At 53.3% G+C, this 18722-nt stretch carries 14 protein-coding genes; 5 read left to right on the top strand and 9 right to left on the bottom strand.

Going from position 1 to position 18722, the window contains the following annotated elements; translation table 11 throughout:
* Position 1: 1 nt before the first annotated feature.
* Together SH248x_RS06855 and SH248x_RS06850 are read left to right on the top strand one after the other, a co-directional pair.
* Entirely contained in the window at positions 2-2875 is a 2874-nt protein-coding gene (locus SH248x_RS06855) for a DUF1553 domain-containing protein (protein ID WP_459557781.1), read from the top strand.
* Positions 2876-2884: 9 nt separating this feature from the next.
* On the top strand, positions 2885-4348 hold the full coding sequence (locus SH248x_RS06850) for a DUF1501 domain-containing protein (protein ID WP_459558592.1): 1464 nt from the start codon (positions 2885-2887) through the stop codon (positions 4346-4348).
* On the opposite strand, the gene SH248x_RS06845 is transcribed toward SH248x_RS06850, so the two are convergent.
* From SH248x_RS06845 to SH248x_RS06815, 7 genes are all read right to left on the bottom strand, one after another.
* Positions 4345-5262: a serine protease family protein gene (locus SH248x_RS06845; protein ID WP_459557779.1), complete on the bottom strand. Its 918-nt coding sequence runs from the start codon at positions 5260-5262 to the stop codon at positions 4345-4347. The genes SH248x_RS06850 and SH248x_RS06845 overlap by 4 nt on opposite strands.
* A 214-nt stretch (positions 5263-5476) precedes the next feature.
* Positions 5477-5668 carry a hypothetical protein gene (locus SH248x_RS06840; protein WP_459557778.1) on the bottom strand — a complete coding sequence of 64 codons (192 nt, stop codon included), beginning with the start codon at positions 5666-5668 and terminating at the stop codon, positions 5477-5479.
* A 57-nt stretch (positions 5669-5725) separates the two neighbouring features.
* A complete protein-coding gene (locus tag SH248x_RS06835; RefSeq protein ID WP_459557777.1) occupies positions 5726-6172 on the bottom strand; it encodes a phage holin family protein in 447 nt (148 codons plus the stop codon).
* Positions 6166-6381, bottom strand: a complete 216-nt coding sequence (locus SH248x_RS06830; protein WP_459557776.1) for a hypothetical protein — start codon at positions 6379-6381, stop codon at positions 6166-6168. Before SH248x_RS06830 ends, SH248x_RS06835 begins: the two co-directional genes overlap by 7 nt.
* On the bottom strand, positions 6378-6815 hold the full coding sequence (locus SH248x_RS06825; protein ID WP_459557775.1) for a hypothetical protein: 438 nt from the start codon (positions 6813-6815) through the stop codon (positions 6378-6380). The genes SH248x_RS06830 and SH248x_RS06825 overlap by 4 nt, the downstream gene beginning before the upstream one ends.
* A 60-nt stretch (positions 6816-6875) precedes the next feature.
* The gene (locus SH248x_RS06820) at positions 6876-7172 is read right to left on the bottom strand and encodes a hypothetical protein (protein ID WP_459557774.1); all 297 of its coding nucleotides are present in this window, start codon (positions 7170-7172) and stop codon (positions 6876-6878) included.
* Positions 7173-7247: 75 nt separating this feature from the next.
* Complete coding sequence (locus tag SH248x_RS06815) at positions 7248-7745, bottom strand: CsbD family protein (RefSeq protein ID WP_459557772.1); 498 nt, start codon at positions 7743-7745, stop codon at positions 7248-7250.
* A 348-nt stretch (positions 7746-8093) separates the two neighbouring features.
* Between SH248x_RS06815 and SH248x_RS06810 the strand changes: the two genes are divergently transcribed.
* Positions 8094-8258 (top strand): DUF1328 domain-containing protein, encoded by a 165-nt coding sequence (locus SH248x_RS06810; RefSeq protein ID WP_459557771.1) that lies wholly within the window; start codon positions 8094-8096, stop codon positions 8256-8258.
* Positions 8259-8479: 221 nt separating this feature from the next.
* Positions 8480-11311 carry a PAS domain S-box protein gene (locus tag SH248x_RS06805; RefSeq protein WP_459557770.1) on the top strand — a complete coding sequence of 944 codons (2832 nt, stop codon included), beginning with the start codon at positions 8480-8482 and terminating at the stop codon, positions 11309-11311.
* A gap of 60 nt (positions 11312-11371) precedes the next feature.
* Here the strand turns inward: SH248x_RS06805 and SH248x_RS06800 are convergent, their stop codons facing one another.
* Both SH248x_RS06800 and SH248x_RS06795 read right to left on the bottom strand, forming a co-directional pair.
* Positions 11372-14233 carry a hybrid sensor histidine kinase/response regulator gene (locus SH248x_RS06800; RefSeq protein ID WP_459557769.1) on the bottom strand — a complete coding sequence of 954 codons (2862 nt, stop codon included), beginning with the start codon at positions 14231-14233 and terminating at the stop codon, positions 11372-11374.
* Positions 14234-14507: 274 nt separating this feature from the next.
* The gene (locus tag SH248x_RS06795; protein WP_459557768.1) at positions 14508-16118 is read right to left on the bottom strand and encodes a sigma-54-dependent transcriptional regulator; all 1611 of its coding nucleotides are present in this window, start codon (positions 16116-16118) and stop codon (positions 14508-14510) included.
* 434 nt (positions 16119-16552) lie between these two features.
* Between SH248x_RS06795 and SH248x_RS06790 the strand changes: the two genes are divergently transcribed.
* Positions 16553-18355: an alpha-amylase family glycosyl hydrolase gene (locus tag SH248x_RS06790; protein ID WP_459557767.1), complete on the top strand. Its 1803-nt coding sequence runs from the start codon at positions 16553-16555 to the stop codon at positions 18353-18355.
* Positions 18356-18722 lie beyond the last annotated feature (367 nt).

The raw sequence follows: 18722 nt of genomic DNA, 5'->3' as shown, positions 1-18722 counted from the left end.
CATGATGAGCGAATGGTATCGACAAACAGCATTGAGATCGTTGGCGGCATTCGTTGTGATGGCTTGTACGCTGTCTGCGAATGGCGAAGAGATTGCGTCCGCTGACGCCAAGATCCGCTTCAACGAAGAGATTCGTCCAGTTCTCACCAAGCACTGCACTGCGTGTCATGGTGGAGTCAAACAGGCGGGCGATCTGTCGTTTGTGTACGCCGAAAAGGCGTTGCAGGTGATCGAACCGGGTGATCCGGAATCTTCTTACCTGCTGGAACGTGTCCTCGCTGGCGATGACGAGCGGATGCCGCCGGCTGAACATGGACCGCGCCTGTCTGAAAAGGAAGTCGAACTTCTCAAACGCTGGATCAAGCAAGGTGCGCATTGGGAAGCCCCCTGGGCCTTTGAGAAACCAGAGCGAGCAGAACTTCCCCCTGTGAAAAATGCGGCGTGGCCATGTCAGCCGGTTGATGCTTTCATTCTGTCGAAGATGGAAGCCGCTGGCGTACAACCTGCCGCCGACGAGATTCCTCTGCGCTGGCTGCGACGTGCTGCGATGGACATCACGGGGCTGCCTGCGACGACGGAACTGCGTGAGACGTTCATCAACGAGTATGCACAAAATCCAACCGCCGCCCGGGAGCACGCTGTCGATGCGTTATTGGCGTCTCCTCACTTTGGGGAGCGCTGGGCGTCGGTCTGGCTGGATCAGGTGCGTTATGCGGACTCGATGGGACTCGGGCTGGATGGGTATCGCTCGATCTGGAAATACCGCGACTGGGTGATCGATGCGTTCAATCAAGACATGCCGTATGACGAGTTCACGATGAAGCAGATCGCAGGAGATCTCCTGCCTGATGCGACGATTGATGATCAGATCGCGACTGCTGTTCACCGGTTGACGCAGTCGAATGAAGAAGGCGGGACCGATGATGAAGAGTTTCGTATTGCTGCGGTGCTCGATCGCGCCAGCACGACTTGGCAGGCGTGGCAGGGGATCACGTTTGGCTGTGTCCAATGCCATTCGCATCCCTACGATCCGATCAAACATGAAGAGTTCTACCAGTTCACTGCGTTTTTCAACAACACCGTCGATATGGATCTGAATGAAGACTGGCCGACGTTGAAAGTGCCCGTGAATCCTGCGGACCATGAACAGGCGACAGAACTCTGGAAGAAACTGACATCCAAAAAGCAGGAACTCTGGAACAAGCAGTTTGCAACGTCGGTCATGAATCCTGAGTGGAAACGTTTGCGACTCGATGAAGTTGCTTCCTCAACCGCGACACAGATCAACGTTGATCGCAAAGAAGATCACGATGAGTTTTACACGTCGGGGACACTGGTTCGTGATACCGATATTACGCTGACCTCGAAGCTTCCCGATGAAATGACGTCGCTGACGGCTGTTCGTTTAACGGTTCTCCCGCTGGATCCGGTCAAGGCAGTTTCCGATTCGGAGTGGGGATTCGTTCTGTCGCAGATGGAAGCGTTCCTGAATACGCCCGATGATGACGCGCCTCGAAAACTCGACATCGCTCGGGTCATCGCGGATGAGCCATTCCCGATCTACAATCCGAACGACAGCCTGAAGGACAATGGCGCCGGCTTCTCGGCGTACTCTCGGATCAATCAGCCAAGACAGGCCGCATTTGTCTTGAAAGAGGTGACCGAAGTTCCGGCAGGTTCGACAATCACCGTCAAGTTGAAGCACCGAATCTGGATTCTTGCGTCATTTGCTCTGGTGAGCCGCCGGGGGCATCTTGCGGTGACGGATGATCCACATGTTTTGGATGTTTGGAAATCGGATGAGTTCACTGCGCTGGAAAAGGAGATCAAGGATCTCACTGCACAACAGAACAAACTGAAATCGACGACAGTACCAGTCCTGGCAGAACGTCAAAACGAGTTCGCTCGCCCGTCCCATCTCTTCATTCGCGGATCGTTTCTGACCAAAGGAGATGAAGTCCAGCCGGGGGTTCCCGAATCACTGCCGCCGATGCAGGTCGACGGGAAAGCCAGTCGGCTGGATCTGGCGAAGTGGATCGCGAGTCCTGAGAATCCGCTGACGGCTCGCGTTGCGGTCAATCGTGTCTGGGCCCAGTTGTTTGGGCATGGTCTGGTCGCGACGGAAGAAGACTTTGGATCGTCGGGCGAACTGCCATCGCATCCTGATCTACTTGACGATCTCGCAGTTCGTTTTCAAACAGATCTGCAGTGGTCACACAAGGAGTTGATTCGTGAGTTGATTCTTTCATCAACGTATCGTCAGAGTTCCAAGATGCGATCCGATCTGGATGATGCGGCCAACGCTCTTTTCGCCCGTGGTCCACGTCAGACACTGTCTGCTGAGATGGTGCGCGATCAGGCACTTGCGGCCAGTGGGTTGTTGAATCGAGACGTTCATGGACCGCCGTGCTATCCACCGCTCGCGGCTGGGGTCTGGACTCCATTCAAGGCGAGCGATAAGTGGGAAACACCTCCACCTGGAGATCCGCAGCGATACCGACGATCGATTTATACGTACGTCAAACGCAGCATCCAGTATCCGCTCTTTGCAGCCTTTGATGCACCGACGCGAGAGTTCTGCGCTCCTCGTCGTTTGCGATCCAACACGCCGCTGCAGTCATTGATGACCCTCAACAGTGAGTCGTTCAATGAATGTTCGCAGGCACTTGCGGCGCGGATGACGGCCAGCAACGACCGCATTGACGATCAAATCCATTTTGGATTCGTCAATGTGACGGGACGTGATCCCAAGCCGGAAGAAGTCGCGACACTTAAAGCAACCTACGAGCACATTCGTGAGAAGTCGGATGCTCAGCTGGCGTTGACATCCATCGCCACGATTCTACTCAATCTTGATGAAATCATGACGAGGTAAATGACCACGATGAACCGTCTGACAATTCCTCAAGAACTGGCCCGACAACAGATCGAGCTGACAACCCGTCGACATTTCCTGCGTGACTGCACGACCGGACTGGGCGCTGCCTGGCTGGCTTCGCAGACAATGGGTGACCGTGTCCTCGCGTCTGAAAAGGCTGTTTCGGCCATCACGCATCCTGCGCGCGTGAAGTCGGTCATCTATCTGCACATGGTCGGTGCTCCCAGTCAGCTGGATCTGTTTGAATATCGTCCCGAACTCGTCAAGTATGATGGCAAGGACTGCCCTCAGGAGTATCTGGAGGGGCGACGCTTTGCTTTCATTCAGGGCACGCCTCAGCTTCTCGGTCCTCAGTTTCCGTTCAAACAGCATGGCCAGTGCGGGGCCTGGGTTTCTGATCGACTGCCTCATCTGGCCAAGCATGTTGATGACCTGTGTTTCATCCGTACGATGGAAACGGATCAATTCAATCACGGGCCTGCGGAGTTGATGGTTCACACGGGGCAGGCACGCATGGGGTATCCTTCAATCGGTGCCTGGACGACGTGGGGTCTGGGGAATGCCAATGAGAATCTGCCGGGGTTTATCGTGCTGCTGTCTGGAGGACGATCGCCGCGGGCTGGGAACGCGCTCTGGGGATCTGGGTTTCTTCCATCGGTTTATCAGGGTGTGCAGTGTCGCTCGAAAGGTGACGCGATCTTGAATATGTCGAACCCGGACAATGTTTCGCGAGAAGTTCGACGTGACATGCTCGATGCGCTGGCGTCTTTGAATCAGGAGTCGTATGAGACATTTCAGGACCCGGAAACGCTGACGAGAATCTCGCAGTACGAGATGGCCTATCGCATGCAGGCCGCCATGCCGGAAGTTGTGGATATCTCGTCAGAGCCCGAAGCGATTCATCAACTGTACGGGTCGAAACCAGGGGCTGAGTCGTTTGCGAACAATTGCTTGCTGGCCCGTCGTCTGGTCGAGTCAGGTGTGCGTTACATTCAACTCTTTGACTGGGGCTGGGACTCGCACGGCGCGGACAAAGATGAAGCGATCAATGGCGGGTTCAGTAACAAGTGTCGAGACATTGACCAGCCGATTTCCGCTTTGCTGACTGATCTGAAGCAGCGTGACATGCTCAAAGATACGCTCGTCGTCTGGAGTGGCGAGTTTGGTCGTACGCCCATGCGAGAGAATCGGGGTGGAACAAAGATGCCGCTTGTCGGTCGTGATCACAACCCGGCGGCGTTTACCTTATGGATGGCCGGGGGCGGCGTAAAGCCCGGGTATTCTTACGGCGAACTTGATGACCTGGGCTATACGGCGGCTGCGAACCCGGTTCCGCTACGTGACTTCCATGCGACTCTGCTACACATGCTCGGCATGGATCACAACAAGCTGTCGTACTACTACCAGGGGCTCAACCAGAAATTGACGGGTGTGAAGCCCGCCAAGGTCGTGCACGACATTCTGGCTTAAGGGACTGGCTGGGTGGCCATTGGTTCGGCTGGCTTTTGTGGTTGCCCCTTGGCTGGTGGTTGTTTTCCTGCTGGAGCGCCGGAAGGGTCTGTCTTTGGTGCATCGGGCATGGGGGCCGTGAGGGCGTTGGGGTCTGTCAGGACACTCAAGACGTCTGAATACCAGGCGACGTTCAGCGCCAGGCGCTCGTCCTGATTGAGATCATAGACTGCATCCAGTCGCGCGGAGTGGACGCCCAGCAACAAAAACGGAAGCTGGTTGCGACCGGATTGACGTGTCGATCGTGTGACGACCGGTGCACCGCTGGTCCCACGGTGAAGACGGGCATCTGTGAGGAAGTATCCCAGGCCTTGAAAACGCAGCCCGAATGCAGATGAGATAATTGCCTGTCGTGCGACGGGCAGGTGATGCAGCGTATCGTGGAAACCAAGGGGAAAGCCGACGATCAGAAGTGGCGTTCCCACCTCAATGACGTCCATCTTGACCACCAGGTTCTCCATGTTGAAGGCATAGAAAACAAAGGAGGGGGGGAGCGTGGCACGATTGATTTCAATCGCGACGACATCGACCAGCCCGGAGGTATCCTGTGCCTGTCTCCAAACTGGCTGGCCGTTGTTGTAAAGCGGAATGGATTGAGAGGCGACTTCGGCAATGTTCTTTTCGTTGACGTGAAGTTCCAGGTCAATTCGATCGGGGCGGTGTCCCGTTGATTCAGAAATGACGACGTGGCGGTTTGTGATCACGAACAGTCTGCCATCACGTTCGAAGAAAAAGCCGGTCGCGTTCGTCAGCAACTGACCTCGAGCATAAGTTGTAATGCGAGTAACAGCGATCAAAACGGACTCGACCATGAGCAGTTCAGCGGCATTCGTTCGCGGACCAACCGAGGACGACGAATTTGTAGCAGAGTTCATGAATGTTCCTATGCGAGCGAGATCTCAGGTTCTGAATGTACCCGTTTCCAGTTCGCATGTCACGAGAAGGATGTGTGAGATGGACTTGGTGGGTATGCAAAAAATGCTCAAGATCTCAGGTGAAATCTTGAGCATCGTGCGTTGACGGTTTGTGCTGATTGCCGACCGAATGATTTTTATTGAAGCCAGTTTCAAGGTACGGCGAAAGGAGCCGTTACCAGGGCTTCAGCTTCCAACCCAGGATGAAGCCAGCCCCGAAGATCCATAGGGCCGCCTGCTCAGGATTCGCCTTGGCATAATCTTTGAGGTATGTCACCAGATCGGGGACGGGGCGAAGTTCGTTCTGTTGGGCTGAACTGAACGACGGGCCCTGCTTTTCGTAGTACGTTGATTCAGAAGTTGGCATATCAATGCTCCTAGTGGATGTTGCAAACTTAAAATGATCTGTGTGGGAGCAGGAAGGTCAGTCTTCCGACTTCCCTTCTTCATCCTTATACAGAATCTCGCGAAGCCAGGTTAAGTTCTGGCTCATCTCATCGACTGATCGCCCCAGAACGCGGGACGCTTTTGTCAAACGCTTCACCGCAATCCACAGGATCAATGAAAACATCAAAGCCGCTGCTCCTCCGACAATGAAGAGGGCGGTTTCCATTCTCAGATCCCACGTCCGTTGAACCAGTTGCGCCAGACTCATCAGAAAGATGGGAGTCGAGGCTACCAGTCCAATGGAGCAGATCGTGATTGCCAAAAGAGTCAAACGGGTACGACGGAAGAAGTCCTGAAGGTCAACGTAGGCCAGTTGAAGTTGAAGATCAAACAACTTGACGACATCGCGAACGAGTTCGACCGCATTGCGGCGAACATTGCCCACGACTTGTTTGGCCTTCGGGTCTTTCGTTTCGTCTACCATTTTCGCTTGATCATCCATCCGACGCTCACCCCCAGGATGACCGCCACGGAGAGGCTGACCAGTTGATGTTGTTTGACCCATTTTTCCATGTCCTGAACGCTCATCGGAATACTATTCGATGAGGATTGTTGCGTTTGTGGTCGTTGACGTTGTTGAGCGACCCGGACTTGAGGGTCGCCTGGTTCTCCGGAGAATCGGTGCGTAATCATGGTTTGATACTCTTCTCTGCGTTGGACCCGACAATACCATTGACGGCTTGATCAACGTAAACCGTCCCGTACGCAAGCGCTGCGTTCACAGCAGTTCTTGCCAGCCAGCCAAAGATTGTCGAACGGACCGTTTGCTTCTTTTCAGCAGCATTCTTTGTCTGGACGACAATTCCCTGACGCTCAATGATGCGTTCCAACTGCTCAGGATCGAGATGAAGCTTGGTCTCCTGCGGCTTTGGCGATGACGACGGCACGAGCAGATACCCGATGACCGCTGCGGCGCCAAGTGTCGCCCAGGGATAGTTCGTCAGATAGTAATGGTAGTCCATCAGCTTGGAAGCATTCTGGACAAGACCTTCGACATCGTCATCCATCTTATGACGGATGCGACGCATTTTCTGACGAATGAGATCCGCTTCGGTGATCTGCGTCATTTTCGTTCCTGAGTCTGGAAGTACATCATGTGGGTGGCGTCACAGTCAACAGTGGGGCGACTAAGTACGATGGAGATCTGGCATGTATCGCTTCATACGATCAGCCATCGAGTTGCCCCAGTCAGAGGCTTCATCGCGCCATGTTCGTTGGGGAGCAGCAGTTTGCATCAGTGCTGCAACCAGACATGTCCCAGCGACCATTCCGATCGCAAAGGTCGTGAGAACGGTAGAAACAGGGTGTTCCTGAACGTAGTCAGTCGCACATTCGCCAGCATGCATGACTGCTTCTTCAGCTTGGTGCATTTGTTGGCGGGCTGATTCGTAGATACCGTTTGGTTTTTCTGATTTCGTAACCATGATAAGGCTCCTTAATTCATTGTCAGCTTAATCGCTGAAAGTGTTCTTCCCTGGATAATTTTCGGGGGCGTGCAATTAGCGGCGAGGCGTGAGCAGTAGTCCAACCAGGACTCCTGCGACGATCCCTGCACCGAATGCAGCGGTGAGTGATTCCATTGGACGGGCACGAACGGTTTGTTGTGCCTGATCATAGCCTTGTGCAACTTGTTGACGGGCCTGGTCGTAACCCTGTTGAACTTGCTTACGAGCCTGATCGGTGTATTGTGCGGTTCGCTCAGCGGCGGCGCTGATGTAGCTGCTGCCAGCTTGCATGGTCGAGTCGAGGAAACGCTCGATCTCTTGACGAGTGGCGCCCGTCTTCTCTTGGATCATGCCAACGAGCTGCTCGCCATTCCCCTGGAACCGCTGGAGATCATCATCACTGAATTGTCCCCATTTCTCTCGGATCTGACCTTTGACCTGGTTCCATTGGCCTTGCAGTTGTTCGCGTGTAATCATTTCTGTCTCCAAAATAGGTGTCATGTTCATTAAGTCGTAAACCACGAAGTGATACTGACGCAATTCGTATGCCATGCAATCAGACACTTGGTTTTCGGAGACTTCTTTAACAAAACAGGTCAGTCAAACAGTGATTTGACAGAGATTTGCGTCAACGCCAGATGAGGTCGCGGGGACAGCGAGCAAGAATTCTTAGTTGCTCGATCAGCGAGCAATTCTAAGGTTCTCGTGATCGGTGACTGACAGAACATCAAGCGACCGCGCTCCTCTCTAGATAGTTAAAGAGTGGATGAGAGGATTGTGAGGCCAGATTCGCTGGTTTGAAATACCTCGGAGGGGTTTGGCACGCGGTTCGCATAACAGTTTCTGGCGTGGGAGCAATTCAATACTCCCGATCAGCTAATTCTTCAAAAGGAGCTTACCATGTTGAGCTGGGCACTGACTTTTCTTGTGATCGCTTTGATTGCTGCGGCTTTGGGATTCGGCGGTATTGCAGGGACCTCTGCGGGTATTGCAAAGATTCTGTTCTTTGTCTTCCTGATCATGTTTATCGTGTCTCTGATCTTCGGTCGACGCGCCACTGTCTAGCGAGCCCCGCAGTACGGGGCAATGACTCTCCATCGAGAGTTTGACTCATCAAAAACCCGCTTTGATTTCAATCAAAGCGGGTTTTTTCTATGTAACGACATTCGTTGGTAGACTTTCTGCTTTTCCGGTTAGAATAGGGACGTTCTGCGAAGACGTGATGAGGGCGATGACTCGCGCGTTCGAGATTTGTCTCATAGGAAGAGACCGGGAAAATTCTGGGTATGGGTTGGCTTACGAGGCTGTTTGATACGGACGGGTTTCCGGCCCGCTGGCAATGCGGCATTGGCTGGAGTGAAGAGCCGATCTGGGGTTGGGTCCACATTATTTCGGATGTGTTGATCTTTCTTTCGTATACGGCGATCCCGTTCGTGCTGGCGTATTATCTGCGAAAACGTCCAGAGACACCGTTCCCTTATATCCTCATCCTGTTTGTGGCGTTCATTTTCGCGTGCGGCGTGACCCATATCATGGAAGCTGTGATCTTCTGGGAACCACTTTATCGCCTGGCCGCTGCGATCAAAGCGTTCACAGCGATCGTTTCTGTATCGACTGCGATCTGTCTGTTTTACGTTCTGCCCGAGCTGATGAAATTTCGGTCCCCCGGCGAGCTCGAAAAACTCGTCGTGCAGAGAACGGACGAGATTTCACACATCTCCCAAAAACTCGCTGACGAAGTTCGTGAACGCGAGTTGATGGCTGCTGCATTGAAGAAGAACGAAGAACGTCTTCGGCTTGCCCTGGAAGCAGCGAAGATGGGAACCTGGGAATACAACCTCGAGACCGGCGAGATTTTCATCGATGAACAGGAGCAAACGCTGCTGGAGATCTATCCCGCCAATAACTTGATCACGCCAGATAAGTTCTTCGACCGCATCCACCCGGAAGACCGCGAGAAGGTTGAAAGCTCCGTCGCCAAGGCTATTGAAGAGGGAGAAACCTACGACTGCGACTTCCGCTTCCAACGCGAGAACAAAGAATACTTCTGGATGACGGGCCAGGGGGTCGCCCAGCGAGACGCGGCTGGCAATCCGGTTCGGATGTTCGGAATCAATTTTGATATCAGCGAGCACAAACAAGCTGAGGAATTGCTCAAGAAGAGCGAAGCACACGTTCGCGGGATCCTCAATAGCCTTTACGCGTTTGTTTCTGTGACAACCCCGGATGGCACAGTCATTGAGACAAACCGGGCGCCGCTCGAAGCGGCGGGCCTTCAACTCAGTGACGTCCTGGGACGAAAGCTATGGGAATGCCACTGGTGGCAACATGACCCATCTTTGCAAAAGAAGCTGGAGATCGCCGTCGCGGATGCCTCTCATGGGAAATCGGCCCGCTTCGACGTCAAAGCGCAGATGAGCAACGATGCCCTCGTCATTCTCGATTTCATGATTGCCCCTCTTTATGACGCGGATGGCAATGTCGAATATCTGATTCCGTCCGGCGTTGATATTACCGAGCGGGTCTACACTGAAGACATGTTGCGCGTCCGCACGCGTGCGATTGATTTCGCAACCAACTCCGTTCTCATCACTGATGCACGTCGACCTGAGCATCCGATTGTCTACGCCAACCCTGCCTTCGAGATGCTGACCGGATATCATAAAGATCAAGTGCTTGGCAAAAACTGTCGATTCCTCCAGGGGACGGGCACTGATCAGAGCATCGTGGCGCAGCTGCGAGAGGCGATCCAGAACCAGATGGACTGCCACGTCACGCTGTTAAATTACCGCAAAGACGGTCGGCCGTTCTGGAATGATATCCATATCGCGCCCGTCGAAGATGAAGATGGGATCGTCTCCCACTACATCGGCCTTCAGAATGATGTCAGCGATCGCATCGAGTACGAAGCGACTCTCGAAGAAGCACGCCACCTCGCCGATGAAGCCAACCGCGCCAAAGACCAGTTTCTGGCTCACGTCAGCCATGAGATTCGTACGCCCCTCACTGCCATTCTCGGCTGTGCGGAATCTCTTTATCAGAACATTCGCGAAGGCGAGCAAAGCGGCGTTGTGAAGATGATTCGCGAGCAGGGCGAACTGCTGCTCAACATCCTGAACGACATTCTCGATCTGTCCAAAATCGAAGCCGGCAAGCTCGATATTGATGAAGTCGAGTTTTCACTGGCTCAACTCATTTCATCGGTCGAATCGTTGATGCGGCCCCTGGCGATCGAGAAGGGACTTGAGCTGAAGGTCTCTTACCTGACCAGACTGCCGACGACCATCATCATTGATCCTCTGCGAGTCCGGCAGATTTTGATCAACCTTGTCGGAAACTCAGTGAAGTTCACCAGCCAGGGAACGATCCATATCAAGGTCCAGCAGATCGTGTGGAACGACTACGAGACCGTCGCGATCGGCGTTGAGGACACTGGAGTCGGGATTCCAGACAGTCACCTCGGACGGATCTTCGATGCCTTCACACAGATCAAATCCCCTGCACAAGCCGGCAAATCTGGAACCGGGCTGGGACTGACCATCTGCCAAAGCCTTGCACGGCTGATGGGCGGAATCATCGACGCAGAAAGCCAAGTCGGGAACGGGAGTACCTTCACACTCAAGCTGCCAATGAAGACGCCAGTGGACGTCACATTCTTCGAGCCAGGCGAGGCGATCGAGCGTCTGCCGCAATTGAATGATCGAGACGACGAGCCGCCGACTGATTGTCGGATCCTCGTCGCAGAAGACAGTAAGCCGATTCAGTTCATGCTTGCTCAGATGCTCAAACGCGTTTCAACGAAGGTTATGATTGTCGAACGAGGAGATCTCGCCGTCGAGGAAGCAGTCGCCGCGAATGAGCGAGGCGAGCCGTACGATATCATCCTGATGGATATGCAGATGCCCGTCATGGATGGCTATGAGGCGACGCAAGAACTCAGATCAAGAAGCATCCAGATTCCGATCATCGCGTTGACGGCGGGCGCGATGACTGGGGATCGTGAAAAGTGCATCAGTGCAGGCTGCACCGACTATCTCTCGAAGCCCATCGTCTTGGATAAATTAATTGAACTGATTCGCGGCTATTGTTCCAATGACCGTCTTACCCGTCATGCGTAAAAAAAGGGAGCACAGACGAATGCGTCTATGCTCCCTTTTCAAAGTCTTACGCAATGCTCTTCAGCGGCCAGTGACGTTTTTCACGGTGGGCGGGATCGGAGTATGCGATAGCAGATAACTTTGCAGTGTTTTGTTGAGCAATTCCAGGTCATTGGTGAGAGCCGGAATCTCATGTTTGACTTCGCTCAGACGTCCGTCTCTTGCCATTGATTCGGCATTCTGCAGGCGTGCAATGAACTCTTCAATATCGAAATTGGAGACAAGTCCTTTGAGGCTATGCAGATTACGTGTGACGCTTTCTTCATCTGACGACTGAATTCCCTCTTCGGCGTTTTGAAGAAGTTGTGGTGATTCTTTGAGGTGCATCTCAATGATGGTATTAAGAAGCTGTTGATCGCCTCCCATACGCTCAAGGACCCGGTCGTCGTGAAACTCCACTGGCTCGTCTCGCTTTCCATGACGGAATTGGCTATTTCTCACAACAGCCTGTTCTCGTGGTGAGGTATTCAACTTCGCATTCCTTTCGCGAGAGAGGTAAGGTTGAGCAAGTCCATTTGCAGACTGGTAGACCTGTTCCAGTTTGTCGATGAGCTCAAAGGTGTCAATTGGTTTGGTGAGATACTCGTTGGCGCCCGCTTTCAAACACTTATCTTTATCACCGGGCATTGCGTGGGCGGTCAATGCGATGATCGGGATGTTCGACTTGGCAGAATCCGGCATGTTGCGGATCATGCGTGTCGCGGTCAGCCCGTCCAGGACTGGCATCTGAATATCCATCAGGATCAGATCGAACTGCCCGGACACATGCTTGTCGATGGCCTCTTGCCCATTATTGGCAATGACGGACTGGTGACCACGTCGCTTTAAGATTTGTTCGACAACTTTTTGATTTGCTCGAGTGTCTTCCGCGATCAGGATGTTCAATTTGAGCGTGGGATGGGGGGTAATCCGAGGCTGATGACGAGCGTCCTGTGGCTTTCCGAGAACTGACTCTCGGATCGCAGCGAGCAACTTGTGGCGGCTGACGGGCTTCTCAATGTAACTGTTGATGGGCAAACTGCGGAACTGCGCGTCATAGACAACACGATCAGCGGACGACAGCATCACAATGGTGGATGCACGGATCAGCTGTTCCTGCTGAGCCACCCGAAGGACATCAAAACCATCCAGGTCTGGCATGAGGGCATCGAGCATCACGACGCGGAATCGCTTCTGGTTTTCCGGTCGACGAAGAAGTGCGAGCGCTTCCTCTCCGCTACTGGCGAGTATTGGTTTGAATGACCAGCGAATGAGAGTGTCCTGGAGAATACGTCGGTTCGTTTCATTGTCATCAACAACCAGGACTTCCAAACCTTTGAGTTCTTCTTCGACTGTCTCACGATCTGGAGCCCGCACATCACCCGGCGGCAGCGTTGCGACGTCCGCTTCAAAAGTGACTGTGAACTGACTTCCTTCGCCGAGGCGACTTTCGACCTTGATATCCCCGCTCATCCGATCAAGGATTTCGCGGCAGATCGTCAGACCCAGACCCGTGCCAGGGTAACGACGCGTCGTTGAGGTATCGACTTGGGTGAACGGGGTGAAAATCTTGTCCATATCCTCCGCCGCGATACCAATTCCGGTGTCGCGAATCTGGAAGGAGAGTTCGACTCGCTGTGGCGAAACAGTTCGAGAGGTCAGGGAGACGGCGACTTCGCCCTGCTTCGTAAATTTGATGGCATTGCCGATCAGGTTGATCAAGACCTGCTGCAATCGCGCCCGATCAGAGACGATAATTTCGGGGACACTCTCATCGATGTGACTGACCAGTTCCAGTCGTTTCTCATGAGCTCTGGGTTCCAACGCCTCGACGGTCTGTTCGACGAGCAGATGCAACGCGAATGGTTTCGTGACCAGTGCGAACTGACCGGACTCCATGCGTGAGAAGTCGAGAATATCGTTGATAAGGAAGGTGAGATTCAGTCCTGCCTGATGGGTCGTCTGCAGGTATTCCCGCATCGTTTCAGAGACGGGTTCATCGAGAGACAATTCCGTCATGCCAATGATTGCGTTCAAAGGCGTTCTGAGTTCATGACTGATATTGGCCAGGAATTCGTCCTTGGCGCGGTTGGCTTTTTCTGCTTCCTGCAGGGCACGGTAGAGTTCCTGTTTCGCGTGATCGAGTTCCGTCGTATCGACGATATAGGCAATGAGTTCGTTGGGATTCGCCGCTCGCGCAGCACCAACCATGACACTGATCCGTGTCCCGTCGCGTCGGAGATATTCCTTTTCCCAAGGCTCTGTGTATCCCATCGTCTTGAGCTTCTGGATCATTTCCTGATCCTTGTCCCCATATTCCCGAGGGGTCAGATCGCGGAAATTGACGAGGCCCGCGTACAAGTCCGCACGGGGGATCTGAAGCATTTCCAGGATGCGATCATTCGCTTCGGTCGCGATCCCGGTATCGATCTGCGCAGACACAATCCCGATCATGTTCGAGTCAGCAAGATGGCGGTAAAGCCTGCGGGTTTTCTCAAGCTCAGCCTGAGTCTGCTCGACAACGCGGCTTTGTTCGCTGGAACGTCGCTCGGCGTAATTTTTTCGTCGCAGCAGGCGGTGCATCTGACTGGTGATACCACAAATCAATCCACCTTCAATCATGAAGACAGACTGCTGAACCATCGCGCTGACGGAACTCTCTGCATTGGGCATCATGAAAAAGAGGTTGATGGAGATCATCGAAATCAGAATCGTCAGCAAGCCTGCAATCCAACCGCCGAACCAGGCCGCGACCATGATGACGGATGTCGTCACAAGAAACGGCGACTCCGGCTGGCCGGTCATCAGATCAATCACCAGCTTTAGCAGAACGCCAATACCCGAAGCAGCGATGCCGATCAGCATCGATTCAATGAGTGTCGATTGTCGCAGTTCACGGTTCATGAAAATTGGGGCTACTCTGGCTGAGAATCTTGTCGTCATCAACAACTGGCAGATACAGCTCACGGTGTGGTAGACAAATCAAGTCAAATGAGTTCAGTGAGCAACCTCTATGCCTTGAGGTTCTTATTAAATGCAATTGCACGCTTCGCAGAAAAATCACGAGATTTGCGGGGAGTTCTTTCAGTCCACGACGTCGCGCAGCCCAACAAGCATGACTGAAACGGCGAGGCTGGCAGATCAGCAAGCAGTCTGATCAATAACCAGCCGCCGCAGACTATTCACCATCGATCGAGACGCTTTTATCGAGACGGATTCCAAACGTCAGAATTCGATCTCGTACCTTGCCTCGGGTGATCCCCAGCAGTTCCGCAGCCTTCGACTGGTTCCCGCCTGTGTGTTGCAGGACGTAGGGAATCAGAAAGCGCTCCAGCAGCTCAATACTTTCTGCATAGAGATTGTTTGTCCCGCCTCGTATCTTCTTGTTGACGAACTCGACGATGTGATTGATGTCTTCGTACGAAGGATCACTATTTGTCGAATGGGTGGCAGCCTGCCCGGCAGCCATTGTCTGCGGGACGGTCGCCGTTGGAGCAGAAGATGTCGTCGCAGGGTTTGCATCTGGCATACGCTGCGGAGCAGGAGCAAAGCCGTTAGTGGGAACTGCGGCAATCGCGGGCTGTTCTGGTTCTTTGACTCGTGGAGCCGTGGCTTGTGTGTTGAAAATCTCTTTGGGGAGATTGCTGGGCCCGACGACTGTACCCGTTGTGTTCAGCAGCGATTGACGGACCACACTCTGGAGTTCGCGAACGTTACCTGGCCAGTGATAATGACGCAGGATTTCCAACGCTTCCTGCGAGATCCCCTCCACTTCGAACTTGCCCAGTTCCATTCGCTGGCGTGATAGGAAGAATTTGAGCAGAGCATCAATATCCTTGCCTCGTTCGCGCAATGGCGGGAGGAAGACTGCGACCTGATTGAGTCGGTAATACAAGTCTGCTCGGTACTGACCATCCTCGACCATTTTTTCGAGGTTACGGTTGGTCGCTGTGATGATGCGAACGTCGGTTTGAATTGTCTCGTTGCCGCCGACTCGCTCGAATCGCTGTTCCTGCAGAAGTCGCAGAACCTTTCCCTGGACCAGCGGCGTCATGTCGCCGACTTCGTCGAGAAAGATCGTACCGCCCTGGCAGCGTTCGAACTTACCGAGCCGACGTCGGTCAGCGCCGGTGAAGGCGCCTTTTTCGTGACCGAAGAGTTCACTTTCCAGCAGTTGATCCGGAATCGCAGCGCAGTTGACAGCCATGAAGGGCTGGTTGACCCGATCGCTGTGCTGGTAGAGGGCACGGGCAACGAGCTCTTTGCCCGTACCACTCTCCCCGCGAATCAGAACAGACACATTTTGACCTGCCACCCGGCCCACCGTTTTGAAGACTTCGAGCATCCCGCCGCTGCTGCCGACGAACATGTCGCCAGCCAGCAGTTCTGGTTGTTCTGCATGGATCGCGACGGGTGTATTCATGAGACGCTTAGTCTCGATCGCCGACATCACGATCCGCGTTAAAGCAGGCAGGTTCAGCGGTTTTGTCACATAGTCGTAACCGCCCATCTGCATCGTTTCGATGGCCGTGGAACTGTCCGTTCCAGCGGTGATGAAAATCACCGGCGTTTTGAGGGCCTTTTCTTTGAGCGTACGGAAAATATCCAAACCGCTGGTACGCGGCAGCATGATATCCAGGAGCACGACGTCCGGATTCTGCTGCTGGACCATCGCGATGCCGGCATGTCCGTCCTCGGCTTCGATGACTTCGAGTCCCTGGCTTTCCAGGGACGCTCTTACCATGTGCCGAATCGTACGATCATCATCAACGACAAGGACTTTGCTCATTTTTACTTCTTGAAAGAGGGGCGATAGCGGGCCTGCTGAGATCATAGTTGATTATCCAATTGATCGTTCATCGATCAATTCCGGCTAGAACACGTGGTACACATCAGCTAAAAGCAGATTGTGTTTGACTTGGCTGCTCGGTAATCGACCATGTGATCGATTGGCGAGCAATGACATCGGGTCATACGAAGCCTGTTTCACCCAAATTTGGGGCGACACCATGCTGTTTCGAGGCATCTGATCGTTGATCACGCAGTTTGTGTTCCAAAACGCGGCATCTCTGCAAAGTTTTCAAGATTGAGATCGTTTTTCGCGCGAACGAAGTATGCGGTATCAAAATTGCCTACGTCACGTTTCGATGTCCAATAGCTTGGACTGACGAGCTTTCACAACCTTAGACGCTCACTACCGAATTGCTTTCGAGAAGGCCTGGCATGTCCGAAGTTCTAGCCGAACAAATCACCCACATGGGTGCAACCGTTACTGAAACTGGCGTTACATTTCGAGTTTGGGCACCACATGCCAGTCAGGTCTATGTCATTGGGACATTCAATAACTGGGACGAAACGAGCCATCCTCTCAAATCGGAAGAGGGTGGCAAATGGGCTCTCCATGCGACCGACGCCAAAGTTGGGGACGAGTATCGTTACCTGATTCACAACGGCGAGCAGAAACTCTCCCGAATCGATCCCTATACGCGTGAAGTGACGAACTCCGTCGGCAACGGGGTCATCTCCAATCTTGCCTTCGACTGGCAGGATGATGACTTCGAGCAGTATCCGGTCAATGAAATCGTGATTTATGAACTCCATATCGGGACGTTCGGGAAGTCAGGAGAAGATGGCAAGCCCGCTGGCTTCGAACAAGCCATCAACGACCTCGACTACCTGAAAAAGCTCGGCGTGAACTGCATCGAAGTCATGCCAGTCGCAGAATTCGCGGGTGACCTTTCCTGGGGTTATAACCCGGCTCATATTTTTGCCGTCGAGTCCGCCTACGGCGGGCCTGCCATGTTCAAGCAGTTCATTCGCGAAGCCCACAAGCGAGGAATCGCAGTCATTCTCGATGTTGTCTACAACCACTTCGGCCCCAGCGACGTCGATATGTGGCAGTTCGATGGCTGGTCTGAAAATGGGATGGGTGGCATTTACTTCTACAACGACTGGCGTGCGGAAACGCCGTGGGGCAATTCTCGTCCTGATTATGGTCGCGAAGAAGTCCGCCAGATGATTCACGACAATGCCATGATGTGGCTGGAAGAGTTCCACCTCGATGGACTGCGCTATGACATGACGCTCTTCATTCGCAATGTGAAGGGAAATGGCGATGTCGGCTGTGACCTTCCCGATGGATGGAGCCTTGTTCAATGGGTCAATACATCGATCCGTGAGAAGTTCCCGCACAAGTTGACAATCGCAGAAGACCTTCAAAACAACGACTTCCTCACCAAGACAGGCGACGAAGGGGGAGCAGCCTTCCATGCTCAATGGGATGCGCGTTTTGTGCACCCGATTCGCGAAGCCGTCATCCTCTCCGATGATGCTCACCGAAATATGGATGCAGTCCGAGCAGCCATCGAAGCCAACTACAACGGCAACCCGTTTCAGCGCGTTGTCTATAGTGAATCACACGACGAAGTCGCCAACGGCAAGGCTCGCGTGACTTCGGAAGTGATGGGGAACGATCCCCAACATTACTTTGCCCAGAAGAAGTCGACCCTGGCGGCGGGCGTTGTCTTTACCTCGCCTGGAATCCCGATGATCTTCCAAGGGCAGGAGTTTCTTGAAGACGAATGGTTCCGTGATACCGTGCCGCTGGACTGGGACAAGTCGAAAGAGTTTTCCGGCATCGTGCAAATGTATCGCGATCTGATCAATCTGCGATTGAATCGCGCAGGACAGACTCGCGGCTTGACTGGTTCCGGCCTGTCCATCCTGATGCAGGATAATGACCGCAATCTCATCAGCTACCAGCGCTGGTATGAGCATGGAATCTGCGATGACGTGGTCGTCGTTGCGAGCTTCCACAACGAGGCGCACACAACCACGATCAACTTCCCGACTGCTGGTAAATGGAAATGTGTCTTCAACAGTGACTCGAAGATCTACAGCAAGAAGTTTCAGAATACTCCGAGTGTCGATCTGGTCATTGAACCGGATAAAGAAGGAGCAGCCTCTGCAGATGTCACCATCGGACCTTACACTGTCCTCGTCTATTCTCTGAGCGAACTCGCCTAGAGAACGACCTGGCGATGGAGCGCAGGTTCAAAGCCCTCTGATACGGCGATCAGAGGGCTTTTTTATGCGCTAGTAATTTATTGAATATCATCGATTGGAACGAGCAACAAATCGTCGTGCCAATACACCATCAGTAAGAATAAACCACATAGGCCACGGAGAAACACAAAGGAAACGACCTAACCACGGATGGACACGGAGCAACACGGATAACAGAAAAGAGAATGGAACCGCAGATAGACACACGTGAACGCAGATGGGAGCACGGAAAATTCCTTCTCTGTTTTGGTTTGATCTGCGTCTATCTGTGTTCATCTGCGGTTCACTTTTTCTCTCAAACTCGGTGGCCTCTGTGCTCTCTGTGTCA

This window comes from Lacunimicrobium album (genome assembly GCF_052161635.1).
In the GTDB taxonomy this organism is placed as follows: Bacteria; Planctomycetota; Planctomycetia; order Planctomycetales; family Planctomycetaceae; genus SXPC01.
Note: the sequence above shows the minus strand (reverse complement) of the source record. Positions and strands in the feature narration are given on the sequence as shown.

Excerpts from the sequence above, each read along its gene's own strand:
- SH248x_RS06840 (WP_459557778.1), bottom strand. The coding sequence starts at position 5,668 with ATGCCAACTTCTGAATCAACGTACTACGAAAAGCAGGGCCCGTCGTTC.
- SH248x_RS06825 (WP_459557775.1), bottom strand. The coding sequence starts at position 6,815 with ATGACGCAGATCACCGAAGCGGATCTCATTCGTCAGAAAATGCGTCGC.
- SH248x_RS06815 (WP_459557772.1), bottom strand. The coding sequence starts at position 7,745 with ATGGCATACGAATTGCGTCAGTATCACTTCGTGGTTTACGACTTAATG.
- SH248x_RS06810 (WP_459557771.1), top strand. The coding sequence starts at position 8,094 with ATGTTGAGCTGGGCACTGACTTTTCTTGTGATCGCTTTGATTGCTGCG.
- SH248x_RS06845 (WP_459557779.1), bottom strand. The coding sequence starts at position 5,262 with ATGAACTCTGCTACAAATTCGTCGTCCTCGGTTGGTCCGCGAACGAAT.
- SH248x_RS06800 (WP_459557769.1), bottom strand. The coding sequence starts at position 14,233 with ATGAACCGTGAACTGCGACAATCGACACTCATTGAATCGATGCTGATC.
- SH248x_RS06855 (WP_459557781.1), top strand. The coding sequence starts at position 2 with ATGATGAGCGAATGGTATCGACAAACAGCATTGAGATCGTTGGCGGCA.
- SH248x_RS06820 (WP_459557774.1), bottom strand. The coding sequence starts at position 7,172 with ATGGTTACGAAATCAGAAAAACCAAACGGTATCTACGAATCAGCCCGC.
- SH248x_RS06790 (WP_459557767.1), top strand. The coding sequence starts at position 16,553 with ATGTCCGAAGTTCTAGCCGAACAAATCACCCACATGGGTGCAACCGTT.
- SH248x_RS06850 (WP_459558592.1), top strand. The coding sequence starts at position 2,885 with ATGAACCGTCTGACAATTCCTCAAGAACTGGCCCGACAACAGATCGAG.
- SH248x_RS06795 (WP_459557768.1), bottom strand. The coding sequence starts at position 16,118 with ATGAGCAAAGTCCTTGTCGTTGATGATGATCGTACGATTCGGCACATG.
- SH248x_RS06830 (WP_459557776.1), bottom strand. The coding sequence starts at position 6,381 with ATGATTACGCACCGATTCTCCGGAGAACCAGGCGACCCTCAAGTCCGG.
- SH248x_RS06805 (WP_459557770.1), top strand. The coding sequence starts at position 8,480 with ATGGGTTGGCTTACGAGGCTGTTTGATACGGACGGGTTTCCGGCCCGC.
- SH248x_RS06835 (WP_459557777.1), bottom strand. The coding sequence starts at position 6,172 with ATGGTAGACGAAACGAAAGACCCGAAGGCCAAACAAGTCGTGGGCAAT.